Consider the following 12614-nt stretch of genomic DNA (forward strand, 5'->3'; position numbering starts at 1 on the left):
TGTGTCCTCGCCGGCGGGGAGGAGCACAGCCTGCTGGCTGCCTTCCCTGCGACGGGGGCGCTACCGACCGGGTGGCGGCCGCTGGGCCGGGTCGAGGCCGGACAGGGGGTCACCGTCGGCGGGGTTCCCCAGCAGCCGCGGGGGTGGGACCACTTCGCCCCGACGCCCTAGCAGGGGGCGCCCGGAGCTGCCCGGGAGACGACTGAGGCCGACCTCCCGCAGGGAGATCGGCCTCAGTGGGTATGCCGGGTCGGCAGGGTCAGCGCTTGACCTTGCCGGCCTTGAGGCACGAGGTGCAGACGTTGAGACGCTTCGGGGTCACGCCCGCGTCGCCCACCAGCGCCTTGACGCGCTGGATGTTGGGGTTCCAGCGACGCTTGGTGCGGCGGTGCGAGTGCGAGATGTTGTGACCGAAGCTCGGTCCCTTGCCGCAGACGTCGCAGTTGGCAGCCACGGGTATCTCCTGAATGTCGGGGTGGACGGAAGTGCTGGTGCTCCCGATCGGGCCGCCTCGGGCACTCGACACACCCGCGGGGCGTACGTCACCCGCAGAGCGCGAAGGGAACCGTCCAAGAGTAGCCGACGGGGTGCCACCTGAACAAAACGGCGAGGTGGTCACGCCATCGCGCGGGCGGCCGCCACGAGCCCGGCGGCGTAGCCAGGGCCGTGTGAGGCCGTGTGGGTCGCGAGGGGATGGAGCTGGTGCAGCGGGATCAGGCGCCTCCATCGCGGGGGGAGAGCCGTTGCGTCGGCGTAGGCGGTGAGCACCTGCTCGAGATACGGGCAGCCGAACAGGTCGAGCATGGCGAGGTCGGTCAGGCCGTGCCCGCCGTGCGCGGCCGGGTCGATGAGCACGGCGCCCGCCGACGTGAACACGACGTTGCCCGCCCAGAGGTCGCCGTGGATCCGGGCAGGGGGACTGTCGTCGTCGTAGGCACCTGCGGAGATCCGATCGCAGACAGCATCGACCACGTGGGCATCGGAGTCGGCCAGGTGCCCCACGTCCACCGCCTTCCGGACGAACGGGCGAACCCGCTGCTCGGCGAAGTAGCGGCCCCACGAACGCTCGGGGTCGTTCGTCTGGGGCTGGCTGCCGATCCAGGCGTCCCCCTGCCAGCCGGACGGCGGTGCCCCGAAGGCGGTGGCACCGGCGGAGTGCGTGATGGCCAGTGCTCGGCCGAGGTCCGCCGCCGCCTTCCGGGTGGCCTGCGCCGGCGACAGGCGTCGCAGGTCGATGTGGTGTGCTCCCACGTCGAGCACCTGCACCACGCGGGCGCCCCCGTCGGCCTCCGCCTCCGCCAGCCACCGCAGACCGGCGGCCTCCGCCTGGAAGTAGCCCTCGGGAGCGTCCGCCCGGCTCTTCCGGTGCACGGCTCCGTCCGGTCGGGTAGACATGAGAGCAACGGTAGACGGCGGCCGGCAGCACGCCGTCGGAGCGACGCAGTAGCCTGCCGGACATCAGCTCCAGCGGACGGCAATCGGCCGGACGGACTCGGCGGGACGAATCGGTGTGGACGCAGGCGGAAGGAGCCGGATGGCACGCGGGTCGCGCAGCGCGCTGGCGTCGCTCGAGGTCCTCGACGTCAATGCCGTGCGCCGCTGGGCCGTGCTCATCCGCTCCGTCTTCGCCGCGCGCCGAGCGGAGATCGATGCACTCAACGTCTTCCCCGTCCCGGATGGTGACACCGGTACCAACCTCTACCTCACCTTCGACGGAGCCATCGAGCGGATGCTGACCGAGGCTGCCGACCAGCCGTTGGACAGTGTGGCGGAGCTGCTCAAGGACTTCGCGGGCCACCTGCTCTGGACCGCACGGGGAAACTCGGGGGTCATCCTCAGCCAGATCGTCCGCGGGCTCGCTGAGGGCGTCGGCGGATGCACCGTCATCGACGCCGACAACCTTGCCGCCGGCCTCGCCCAGGCCGACGAGCGGGCGTGGCAGGGAGTGACCGATCCGAAGGAGGGCACCATGCTCTCCGTGTCGCGGGCGGCGGCCGCGGCGTCCGCGGAAGCCAGCGGCCTCGCCTTCCATGACGCGACGGTCCGCATCCTGAAGGCCGCCCAGGAAGCGCTGGCCCGGACGCCGGAACAGCTCCCCGTCCTCGCGCGGGCGGGTGTCGTCGACGCAGGTGGAGCCGGTCTGGTCCTCGTCCTGGAGTGCCTCGAGCGACTTGCCGCCGGGGATGACGGGAGAGTCGTCCTCGGTCTGTCCTCGTCCGACCGGCGCGGTCGGCTCCATCCGGAGTCCGGAGCACTCCTGGTGACCCGGCCACTCGACGCGGACGTCGTTCCGTCCGGGGAGCCGTTGGGGCCGGAGTACGAGGTGATGTACCTGCTCTCCGTCGAGGAGGAGGAGCGCATTCCCGCGTTGCGCACGCGCCTGGTCGAGCTGGGCGACTCCGTTCTCGTCGTCGGTGGCGACGGCGAGTGGAACGTCCACGCCCACGTGGACGACCCGGGCGCAGCCGTCGAAGCGGGCATCGAGGCCGGCCGTCCGCACCGGATCCGGATCACCCGGCTGGTCACCGACGACGGACTGGCCATCCACACGCCGGAGGATGGGCACGTCGAGGTCCATGTCCATGCCCACGGCGAGGTCCACGGCCATGGGGAGGGGCGTGGCCACGAGCCGGAGACCGGCCTGACCGGGGTCGTCGCGTGTGCCGCGGGCGACGGGATCGCTGAGATCTTCACGGCGGTCGGGGCGGTCGTCATATCCTCCGGGCCGGGCCATCGAGCGGCGACCGGCTCGTTCATCGAGGCCATTCGTCAGCAGCACGCGACCGGAGTCCGTGGTGTCATCGTGCTCCCGAACGACGCAGACACGGAGCTCGCAGCAGCGGCGGCGGCTCGGGCTGTCGCGGACGAGGGCATCGAGACCTTCGTGGTCCGGGCCCGGACCGCCGTCCAGGGGTTGGCAGCAGTGGCGGTGTTCGATCCGGACGCCCGGCCGACCTCCAACCTCGTCGCGATGCAGTCCGCCGCAGCCGGGACCCGCCATGGGGCCGTCACGATCGCCAACCGGGTCGGCCTGACGAGCGGCGGACCGTGCGAGCCGGGCGACGTCCTCGGCGTCGTGGACGGCGACATCGTCATCGTCGGCTCCGACCAGCTCGTCGTCGCTCGGGAGGTGGCTCATCGGCTGCTGTCGAGTGGGGGCGAGCTGGTGACCCTCGTCCTCGGCGAGTCGGCCCCCGATGGCTTGGTGGCCGCGGTCGAGGCTGCCGCGCGCGAGCAGCGCGGCGGAGTCGAGGTGAGCGTGCTCGACGGGGGACAGCCGGTCTACACCGCGCTCATCGGAGTCGAGTGAGATGGTCCTGCTCACCGAGGACTCGCCACTGACGAAGCTTGTCCCGAAGCGCGATGCGGAGGCGCTGGCCAAGAACAAGGGTGTCGACACCGTCGGTGAGCTGCTCGAGCTGGTGCCGCGACGCTACCTGCTGCCCAACGAGCTCACGGACCTGTCCGAGCTCCGGGTGGGTGACCACGTGCTCATCGTCGCCGAGGTAGCCGAGGCAACGACCCGGCCCATGCGCAACCGTCGCGGCAAGATGCTCAATGTGGTGCTCGCCGACGGCTCGGGCAACCAGCTGAACCTCACGTTCTTCAACGCCTACGGTCACGTCGGCAAGCTGCAACCGGGAGCCCGTGGGTTCTTCATCGGCCAGATCGGCTCCTATGGCAGGAAGCTCCAGCTCACCCATCCCGACTACGAGCTCATTGAGGAGAACGACTCGCAGGGGCAGGTGGAGGCCTATCGCACCCATTGGGTGCCGGTGTACTCGACGACGGGCAAGCTCAACGAGTTCCGGATGCGCAGGGTCGTGCATAGCGCGCTCGACCGGGTCGAACGTCTCCGCGAGCCCCTGCCGCAGGAGGTGCGCGAGAGCCGAGGCCTCCTTGGCCGACGCGAGGCCCTCGAGCTGGTGCATCGCCCGCTGCTGACGCAGGTTGCGCACGCGGGCCTGCACCGGCTCAAGTTCGATGAGGCCTTCGTGCTGCAGACAATCCTGGCCCAGCGCCGAAAGGCCGCCGAGGCGGTCATGGGCACGCCGCGACACCCACGACCCGGGGGCCTGCTCGCAGCGTTCGACGCACGCCTGCCGTTCGAGCTCACTGACGGCCAACGGGGCGTCGGCGAGCTCCTCGAGAAGGAACTCGGCCGCGAGCGGCCCATGCACCGTCTCCTCCAGGGCGAGGTCGGCTCGGGCAAGACCATCGTGGCCCTGCGGGCCATGCTCGCCGCCATCGACTCGGGGGGCCAAGCGGCGCTGCTGGCCCCCACCGAGGTCCTCGCCGCGCAGCACCACAGGTCGATCACCGCCATGCTCGGCGACCTCGCCATGGGCGGCATGCTCGGGGGCAGCGACATCGGGACGAAGGTCGTCCTGCTGACGGGCAGCCAGAGCACGTCCGCCCGGAGGGCTGCCTTGCTGGATGCCGCCTCGGGGGAAGCCGGGATCGTCGTGGGGACGCACGCTCTCATCCAGAAGCACGTGCAGTTCGCCGATCTTGCCCTCGTCGTCGTCGACGAGCAGCACCGCTTCGGCGTCGAGCAGCGGGACGCGCTCCGCGAGAAGGGGGCTCGGCCTCCGCACGTGCTTGTCATGACGGCGACCCCGATCCCGCGCACGGTGGCGATGACCGTCTTCGGAGACATGGAGACCGCCACCCTGCGGGAACTGCCCAAGGGCCGGTCTCCCATCACGACTCACGGCGTCGACGCAACCAAGCCCAACTGGGTCGAACGAACGTGGCAACGAGTCGCGGAGGAGGTGGCCAAGGGCCACCAGGCATATGTCGTGTGCCCGCGCATCGGCGATCCTGACCCAGGGTCCGTCCTGTCGTCCGACACCTCGGACGAGGACGCACACGACTGGGAGCCGGTGGATCCCGAGGACGGCGAGGACGGCCCTGCCGAGAAGGAACTCACCGGCGTCTACGAGATGTGGCACCAGCTGAGCCGCAACCCTGCCCTCGCTGGAACCCGAATTGGCGTGCTGCACGGAAGGCTCGACCCCGAGACGAAAGAGGACACGATGCGTGCCTTCGCGGCCGGGGAGGTCGACGTCCTCGTGGCCACGACCGTCATCGAGGTGGGCGTCGATGTGCCCAACGCCACGATCATGGTCGTCATCGACGCCGAGCGCTTCGGCATCTCGCAGCTCCACCAGCTGCGCGGGCGGGTGGGCAGGGGCTCGGCGCCCGGCCTCTGCCTGCTCATGAGCACGGACCCCGGCGAGCGAGCGAAGCAACGCCTCGACACGGTCGCGACCACCTCCGACGGCTTCGAGCTCGCCCGGGCCGACCTGTTCTTCCGCCGCGAGGGCGACGTCCTCGGTGCCCGCCAGAGCGGCCGGGTCAACTCGGTGCGCCACCTGCGCCTGACGCGTCGCGAGGACGAGCAGATCCTCGCGGAGGCGCGCGAGGACGCCTTTGCCCTCGTCGACGCGGATCCCGAGCTTCGGCAGCATCCGGCGCTGGCCGCAGCGGTGGCCACGCGCCTCGACGAGGAGCAGGCGGCGTGGTTGGAGCGGGGCTGACATGACGCGGATCATCAGTGGCTCGGCAGGGGGCCGCACCCTGCGCACTCCACCTGGCTCGATGACGCGCCCGACCTCGGACAGGGTCCGCGAGGCGCTCTTCAGCCGGCTCGAGCACCGCGGCCTGCTCGTCGACACACACGTCCTCGACCTCTACGCGGGCTCTGGAGCCCTGGGACTGGAGGCGGCGAGCCGGGGAGCGTCCCGGGTCCTGCTCGTGGAGTCGGACCGGAAGGCTGCGAAGGTCATTGCCCGCAACATCGAGACGGTGGGCGCAGCAGGGGTCCGGGTCCTCACGGACACGGTGGAGCGCGTGCTCCGGGCCGGCCCGCCCGCCGGCATGAGGGTGGACCTCGTCTTCCTCGACCCGCCCTACGACATCAGTGAGGAGGCGCTGACGGAGGTGCTCAGTGCCCTCGTGCAGTACGGATGGCTCTCCCCGGAGGCGTTCGTCGTGGTGGAGCGGTCGACCCGGTCCCCCCAGCCGTCGTGGCCTGCGGGGCTGGAGCTCTCCGGAGAGAAGCGCTACGGCGAGACAGCAGTGTGGTTCGCGGAGCCGCCCCTTTCTGGCGGGGTCGCGTAGGTTGGCACCGTGACGAGCGAACCGCGACGCTGCGTGTGCCCCGGCTCCTACGACCCCGTGACCAACGGTCACGTCGACATCATCGAGCGGGCCGCCGGCCTCTTCGACGAGGTTGTCGTCGCCGTGCTGCACAACCAGGCGAAGCAGGGGACCTTCAGCGTCGACGAGCGGCTCGAGCTGCTCAAGCAGTCGCTGGCCCATCTGGACAACGTGCGCATTGCCGCGTGGGCGGACCGTCTCGTCGTGGACGTCTGTCGCGAGGTCGGGGCTCGGTCCATGGTCAAGGGCCTGCGCGGCGGGACGGACTTCGCCTACGAGCTGCCGATGGCGCACATGAACCGCCATCTCACCGGGGTCGAGACGCTCTTCCTCTCGTCCGCCCCAGACCTCCAGCACGTGTCCAGCTCGCTCATCAAGGAGGTGGTCCGCTTCGGCGGAGACGTATCCGGCCTCGTGCCGGACGTCGTGCTCACCGCGCTGGAGGAGCGGATGCGCTGATTTGGGACCCGCCGACCCCTCCGGTAACCTTGGACGTCGGTCCACGTCTGCCTTGACGCGGGCCGAACCCACACCTATCGCTGTGCAGGAGTCATGGACCGTCCCGATCCCCGTTCGCCCCTGGTGCTCGACACCCGGAAGCTGGGCAGGCGACCCGGGACGATGCAGGAGCTCCAGCGCACTGCGGTGCTCTCCGAGGACCTCGGCACCGAGGTCATCGCGATCAAGGCCGGCTCGCCGGTGGAGATCGACGTGCGGCTCGAGTCGGTCGTCGAGGGAGTGCTGGTGACGGGTTCGGTCTCCGGCACGGCGACCGGTGCCTGCGTGCGGTGCCTGGATCCCGTCGAGCTCGACGTCGACGCGCGATTCCAGGAGCTGTTCGCCTACACCGATCGGGCGGCGCACCACCACGAGGTGGCGGGCGACTCGGACGAGGACGACGTGTACGAGCTGGTGGACGACCTCGTCGACCTCGAGACCGTGCTGCGGGATGCGTTGGTTCCCACGCTCCCGTTCCAACCCGTGTGCCGGGACGACTGCCCGGGGCTGTGTGCCCAGTGCGGTTTCCACCTCGCCGAGGACCCGGACCACCATCATGAAGTGATCGACCCCCGATGGTCGGCCCTCAGCGGACTGCTGCAGGACGACCCGCAAGAGAAGAGGAATTGACGTGGCTGTCCCGAAGCGGAAGATGTCGCGGTCCAACACCCGTTCGCGCCGCGCGAACTGGAAGGCTGCGCCGACCACTCTCACCACGTGCCCGCAGTGCGGTGCGGCAGCCCAGCCGCACATCGCGTGCCCGTCCTGTGGCACCTACAAGGGCCGCTACTACGCCGCCGCTGAGCGCACCGAGCACCAGGCCTGATCTGCCCGTGGGCATCCCCGTGAGCGACGGCGAAGCGGGTGTTCTGGCGGTCCCGCAGCGGCCCGTCGATGCCTTGCTCGGCCACCTTCAAGAGGTGGTCGGGGACGACATCGACGAGCCGCTGCTGTTGCGTGCCCTCACCCACCGCTCGTTTGCCTACGAGAACGGCGGGGTTCCGAACAATGAGCGCCTCGAGTTCCTGGGGGACTCGGTGCTCGGGCTCGTCGTGACCGAGACCCTCTACCGCGGACATCCAGACCTCGCCGAGGGGCAGCTCGCCAAGCTGCGGGCTGCCGTCGTCAACATGCGAGCGCTCGCTGATGTCGCACGCAGCTTCGACCTCGGCGAGTACGTCATGCTGGGCAAGGGCGAAGAGGCGACTGGCGGTCGGGACAAGGCATCGATCCTGGCCGACACCATGGAGGCCCTCATCGGGACGGTGTTCCTGTCGACCGACATCGAGCGAGCCGCGCAGTTCATCCACCACCACTTCGACGCGCTCATCGAGGAGGCGGCGACGCTGGGTGCGGGGCTGGACTGGAAGACGAGCCTTCAGGAGGTTGCCGCGGCCGTCGGTCAGGGCGCCCCTGAGTATCGCGTCGGTGAGCAGGGCCCCGACCATGAGAAGGAGTTCCACGCCCGCGTCGTCCTCGGTCAGGAGGTTCTCGGCGAGGGGCGTGGCCGCAGCAAGAAGGAAGCGGAGCAGAAGGCCGCCAAGGAGGCATGGCACACCTTGGACGCGCGCCGCTCCGCCCGCGCCGAAGCGGAGGTCGAGACGGCGTCGGATCGCCGCGGCCGGGCCTGATGCCCGAGCTGCCCGAGGTCGAGGTGGTCCGCCGTGGCCTGGCGGAGCACGTCGTCGGGCGTCGCATCGCCCGCGCAGAGATCACCGGCCTGCGGGTCGCGCGGCGCCACGTCGCCGGGCCGGAGGATCTGGCCGACCGGATCAGGGGTGCCACGGTCACCTCGGCGGCCCGGCGAGGGAAGTACCTGTGGCTCGTCCTGGACGCCGACGAAGCACTCGTCGTCCACCTCGGCATGAGTGGCCAGATGCTCGTCAAACCGGCCGCTCTGCCTCGCGACAGGCACTGCCACGCCGTCTTCGACTTCATGGACGACGGCCCCCAGCTGCACTTCGTCGACCAACGCACCTTCGGGGGACTGGCCCTCTCGCCGCTCACCCGTGATGGCGTTCCCGCTTCCGTCGCCCACATCGCCCCCGACCCATTCGAGGCGAGCTTCGACCAGGCCGCCGTCGTGCGCCGCATGAAGACCCGTGACAGTGCCGTGAAACGGGCGCTGCTCGACCAGTCGCTCGTCTCCGGGATCGGCAACATCTACGCCGACGAGGCGTTGTGGAGGGCCAAGGTCCACGGCGAGCGGGTCTGCGCGACCCTCACCAAACCCACGCTGAGCCGCATTCTCGACCACGCCCGCGACGTCATGTCCGAGGCCTTGGGCCAGGGCGGCACGAGCTTCGACGCGCTCTACGTCAACGTCAACGGTGCCAGCGGGTACTTCGACCGTTCACTGCACGCCTACGGCCGTGCGGGTACGCCGTGCGACCGCTGCGGCACCCCGATGCGCCGCGAGCAGTTCATGAACCGGTCCTCCTACTCCTGCCCGGTGTGCCAGCCCCGACCACGGCCCAGGGTCCGGCGCCTCGGCTGAACCGAGCCGCGTGCAGCCGTGCGCGCCCAGCCCCGACCACCCCAACACGCCCGGGACCTCGAAAGTCACCCTGAAGCAACCGTGGGGAGCTTCGAGGTCCCGGGCGTGTTGCAGGTCTGATGGGCTGGGAGAGGGCTTCGTGCGCACGCGCCGCGCTTGCTGCGAGGCTGGGCGGATGAGCGACAGCAGCGAGACGGTCTTCACCTACGCCTCCCCACGTCTGCGCTTCGGTCCGGGAGCGGCGGACGAGGTCTGGCACGACCTCACCCAGCTCGGCGCCCGACGGGTGCTCGTCGTGACCGACCCCGGCGTGCACGCCGCCGGCGGGCCCGACCGGGTGGCAGACCAGCTGCGGACCCACGGCATCGAGGCGGTGGTGCACGACACCGCGCACGTCGAGCCGACGGATGCCAGCCTGGCGGCTGCGGTGAGCCGAGCCCGAGCAGCTGGGCCGTTCGATGCGGTCGTCGCCATCGGCGGCGGGTCGTCGATCGACACGGCGAAGGCCGTCGACCTGATGCTGACCAATCCGGGGGACCTCATGGACTACGTCAACGTGCCGATCGGTGCCGGCCGGCCTCCGCAGCATCCACTGCTCCCACTCATCGCGGTGCCGACGACCTCGGGCACCGGTGCAGAGAGCACGACGATCTGCGTCCTCGACGTCCTCGCCCTCGAGGTCAAGACGGGCATCAGCCACGAGCGACTTCGGCCCACCTTGGCCGTGGTCGACCCGAGCCTGATGGTGACCCAACCGCGAGGAGTCACCGCCAGCGCCGGCATGGACATCCTCTGCCACGCACTGGAGAGCTGGACGGCGCGTCCCTACTCGGCCGTCCCGCGCAAGACCCCGGACCAGCGGGTGCCCTACTGCGGGGCCAACCCCATCGCGGACCTCTGGTCCGAGCGTGCCCTGACCCTGCTCGCCCGTGCCTTCCGCGTCGTCGTCCGTGATGGGCAGGACGAGGCGGCCCGCGCCGACATGGCCTTGGCGGCGACCTTTGCCGGCCTAGGTTTCGGGAACGCGGGGGTCCACGTGCCGCACGCCAACGCCTATCCAGTCGCGGGTCGGGTCCGTGACTTCCGCCCCCGCGACTACCCACAGGACGAGCCGATGGTGCCGCACGGCATGGCCGTTGCCCTGACCGCTCCCGAGGCCTTCCGGTGGACCTTCGACGCGAACCCCGAGCGGCACCTCGCGGCGGCCGGGTTCCTCGACCCCGCCCGTCGCGGGCAATGGGAGGGGGAGCCGAGGGACGTGCTGCCCGGGCTGTTGCTCGACCTCATGCGTGACATCGGCCTGCCCTCGGGTCTGGGCGCGGTGGGATACGACGAGACGGATGTGGACGCCCTGGTGGACGGCTCGCTCAAGCAGCAGCGACTCCTGGCCACCAGCCCCAAGGCCGTCACCGAGGAGGATCTGGCGGGGATCTTCCGCCGGTCCCTGCGGCTCTGGGACTGAGCACAGCGGAAGGAAACACCGGGCGCGGAGCGAGCTCAGCGGCATACAGTGCCGTCGTGACGACTGAGCCAATGCCCCTCACCCTGCCGACAGACGACTCGGGGCCCGACTGGCTCGACTGGGTGGCCCGCCGTGGTGACGACGAGGTGGAGCGGTGCCGCACGCTCGTCGACGAGCTCAAGGCAAGCCCTCCGACGGAGGCGATCGATGCCCTCCGCCGGTGGAACGACGCACAGGTCGCCTTGTCCAACGCGGCCTCGGTCGGGTCGTTCTTCGCCGAGGTCCATCCCGACAAGGCGGTCCGGGACCGTGCCGAGACGGTGGCCCAAGAGGTCCAGAAGCTGGACACCGATCTCGGGCTCGACCCGGACCTGTATGCCGTCTTCGCCGCAGTCGATGGCGCCACCCTCGACACCACGGCCGCTCGCCTGCTCGAGCGAACACTGCGCGACTTCCGTCGTTCGGGCGTGGACCGTGACGAGCCGACTCGGGCCCGCCTGCGCGAGCTGAGCGAGAAGGGGCTGCTGCTCAGCCAGGACTTCAGCAAGAACATTCGTGAGAACGTCCGCTCGATCCGGATCCGTCCGGAGCAGCTCGACGGGATGCCGCAGGACTGGATCGATGCCCACCCGGCGGGTGACGACGGCCTCGTCACCGTGACGACCGACTACCCGGACGTCGTGCCGTTCCGGACGTTTGCCAAGGACGCGACCGCCCGAAGGGACCTGGTGACGCAGTTCCTCACGATCGGCTGGCCAGCCAACGACCAGGTGCTGCAGGACATCTTCGCCGTGCGTCGGGAGACCGCAGGGCTGCTCGGCTACGACTCCTGGGCCGACTACGACGCCGAGGTCAAGATGATTGGCAAGGGCACGGCGATCGCCGAGTTCATCGACCGGATCACCGTCCTCTCCGCGGACAGCGCGGCCCGAGACAAGGCCGTCCTGCTCAGGCGCCTGCAACAGGATCGTCCCGATGCCACGGACATCGACGGGGCGGACGTCGCCTACTACGCCGAGCTGGTCCGGAAGGAGCAGCTCGCTGTCGACGCGCAGCGCGTGCGGACGTACTTCCCCTTCGAGTCGGTCCGTCGCGGTCTGCTCGACGTCACCGGGCGCCTCTTCGGGCTCGACTGGACGCCGGTCACCGATGACCCAGCCTGGCACCCGGAGGTTGCGACCTACGACGTCGGGTTCCGGGGTCGGCGGATCGGTCGCATCCATCTCGACCTGCATCCGCGTGATGGCAAGTACAAGCATGCGGCGCAGTTCGACCTCGTTCGCGGTGTGCGCGGGGTGCAGCTGCCCGAAGGCGTCCTCGTGTGCAACTTCAACCGGGGCCTCATGGAGCACGACGAGGTCGTCACGCTCTTCCACGAGTTCGGACATCTGGTCCACCACGTCATCGGCGGTGACCAGGAATGGGTCCGTTTCTCGGGCGTGGCCACGGAGTGGGACTTCGTCGAGGCACCGAGCCAGATGCTGGAGGAATGGGCCTGGGACGCGGACGTGCTCGCGACGTTCGCGCGCAACGCCGATGGGGAGACCATTCCGGCGGAGCTCGTGGCGGCGATGCGGCGCGCCGACGACTTCGGCAAGGGCTACGACGCGCGGACGCAGATGTTCTACGCCGCTCTCTCCTACGACTTCCACGTCAACACGTCCGATGACCTCACCGCGCGCCTCAGGGAGCTCATGGGCCGGTACTCGGTGTTCCCCTACATCGAGGGCACGCACATGCAGTGCCACTTCGGACACCTCGACGGCTACAGCTCCGGCTACTACACCTACATGTGGTCCCTGGTCATCGCGAAGGACATGTTCTCCGCCTTCGACCGGGCGAACCTGTTCGACCCCGAGATCGCCGGTGCGTACCGCGATAAGGTCCTCGCCCCTGGGGGGCGGCGCGACGCCGCCGACCTCGTCGAGGACTTCCTCGGACGCCCCTACACGTTCGACGCGTATGCGGCCTGGCTCGCCGAGTGAGGGCCGG

At 70.0% G+C, this 12614-nt stretch carries 12 protein-coding genes; 10 read left to right on the forward strand and 2 right to left on the reverse strand.

Annotation, left to right across the window (positions count from 1 at the left end):
* Positions 1-259: 259 nt before the first annotated feature.
* Both rpmB and ABF401_RS11650 read right to left on the reverse strand, forming a co-directional pair.
* The gene (gene rpmB / locus ABF401_RS11645) at positions 260-454 is read right to left on the reverse strand and encodes a 50S ribosomal protein L28 (protein ID WP_055814433.1); all 195 of its coding nucleotides are present in this window, start codon (positions 452-454) and stop codon (positions 260-262) included.
* A 161-nt stretch (positions 455-615) separates the two neighbouring features.
* The gene (locus ABF401_RS11650; RefSeq protein ID WP_353509730.1) at positions 616-1395 is read right to left on the reverse strand and encodes a fructosamine kinase family protein; all 780 of its coding nucleotides are present in this window, start codon (positions 1393-1395) and stop codon (positions 616-618) included.
* Between the two features lie 139 nt (positions 1396-1534).
* Between ABF401_RS11650 and ABF401_RS11655 the strand changes: the two genes are divergently transcribed.
* The 10 genes from ABF401_RS11655 (at position 1535) to ABF401_RS11700 (ending at position 12607) form a co-directional block, all read left to right on the forward strand.
* On the forward strand, positions 1535-3310 hold the full coding sequence (locus ABF401_RS11655) for a DAK2 domain-containing protein (RefSeq protein WP_353509731.1): 1776 nt from the start codon (positions 1535-1537) through the stop codon (positions 3308-3310).
* A 1-nt stretch (position 3311) separates the two neighbouring features.
* Positions 3312-5543 carry an ATP-dependent DNA helicase RecG gene (locus ABF401_RS11660; protein ID WP_353509732.1) on the forward strand — a complete coding sequence of 744 codons (2232 nt, stop codon included), beginning with the start codon at positions 3312-3314 and terminating at the stop codon, positions 5541-5543.
* 1 nt (position 5544) lies between these two features.
* Positions 5545-6126 carry a 16S rRNA (guanine(966)-N(2))-methyltransferase RsmD gene (rsmD, locus tag ABF401_RS11665; protein ID WP_353509733.1) on the forward strand — a complete coding sequence of 194 codons (582 nt, stop codon included), beginning with the start codon at positions 5545-5547 and terminating at the stop codon, positions 6124-6126.
* Between the two features lie 9 nt (positions 6127-6135).
* Entirely contained in the window at positions 6136-6624 is a 489-nt protein-coding gene (gene coaD, locus ABF401_RS11670) for a pantetheine-phosphate adenylyltransferase (protein ID WP_353509734.1), read from the forward strand.
* Positions 6625-6717: 93 nt separating this feature from the next.
* On the forward strand, positions 6718-7293 hold the full coding sequence (locus ABF401_RS11675) for a YceD family protein (RefSeq protein WP_353509735.1): 576 nt from the start codon (positions 6718-6720) through the stop codon (positions 7291-7293).
* A gap of 1 nt (position 7294) precedes the next feature.
* A complete protein-coding gene (gene rpmF, locus ABF401_RS11680) occupies positions 7295-7489 on the forward strand; it encodes a 50S ribosomal protein L32 (protein WP_324143154.1) in 195 nt (64 codons plus the stop codon).
* Between the two features lie 19 nt (positions 7490-7508).
* Positions 7509-8294 (forward strand): ribonuclease III, encoded by a 786-nt coding sequence (gene rnc / locus ABF401_RS11685; RefSeq protein ID WP_353509736.1) that lies wholly within the window; start codon positions 7509-7511, stop codon positions 8292-8294.
* Positions 8294-9160 (forward strand): bifunctional DNA-formamidopyrimidine glycosylase/DNA-(apurinic or apyrimidinic site) lyase, encoded by an 867-nt coding sequence (gene mutM / locus ABF401_RS11690; RefSeq protein WP_353509775.1) that lies wholly within the window; start codon positions 8294-8296, stop codon positions 9158-9160. The genes rnc and mutM overlap by 1 nt, the downstream gene beginning before the upstream one ends.
* A 175-nt stretch (positions 9161-9335) precedes the next feature.
* Positions 9336-10622: a hydroxyacid-oxoacid transhydrogenase gene (locus ABF401_RS11695; RefSeq protein ID WP_353509737.1), complete on the forward strand. Its 1287-nt coding sequence runs from the start codon at positions 9336-9338 to the stop codon at positions 10620-10622.
* Between the two features lie 56 nt (positions 10623-10678).
* Positions 10679-12607 (forward strand): M3 family metallopeptidase, encoded by a 1929-nt coding sequence (locus ABF401_RS11700; RefSeq protein WP_353509738.1) that lies wholly within the window; start codon positions 10679-10681, stop codon positions 12605-12607.
* The last annotated feature ends 7 nt before the right edge of the window (positions 12608-12614 follow it).

The sequence above is a fragment of the Intrasporangium sp. genome, from assembly GCF_040414665.1.
GTDB lineage: Bacteria > Actinomycetota > Actinomycetes > Actinomycetales > Dermatophilaceae > Intrasporangium.

Coding starts and splice junctions, on each gene's coding strand:
- ABF401_RS11650 (WP_353509730.1), bottom strand. CDS start 1,395: ATGTCTACCCGACCGGACGGAGCCGTGCACCGGAAGAGCCGGGCGGAC.
- ABF401_RS11655 (WP_353509731.1), top strand. CDS start 1,535: ATGGCACGCGGGTCGCGCAGCGCGCTGGCGTCGCTCGAGGTCCTCGAC.
- ABF401_RS11660 (WP_353509732.1), top strand. CDS start 3,312: ATGGTCCTGCTCACCGAGGACTCGCCACTGACGAAGCTTGTCCCGAAG.
- rsmD (WP_353509733.1), top strand. CDS start 5,545: ATGACGCGGATCATCAGTGGCTCGGCAGGGGGCCGCACCCTGCGCACT.
- ABF401_RS11675 (WP_353509735.1), top strand. CDS start 6,718: ATGGACCGTCCCGATCCCCGTTCGCCCCTGGTGCTCGACACCCGGAAG.
- mutM (WP_353509775.1), top strand. CDS start 8,294: ATGCCCGAGCTGCCCGAGGTCGAGGTGGTCCGCCGTGGCCTGGCGGAG.
- ABF401_RS11695 (WP_353509737.1), top strand. CDS start 9,336: ATGAGCGACAGCAGCGAGACGGTCTTCACCTACGCCTCCCCACGTCTG.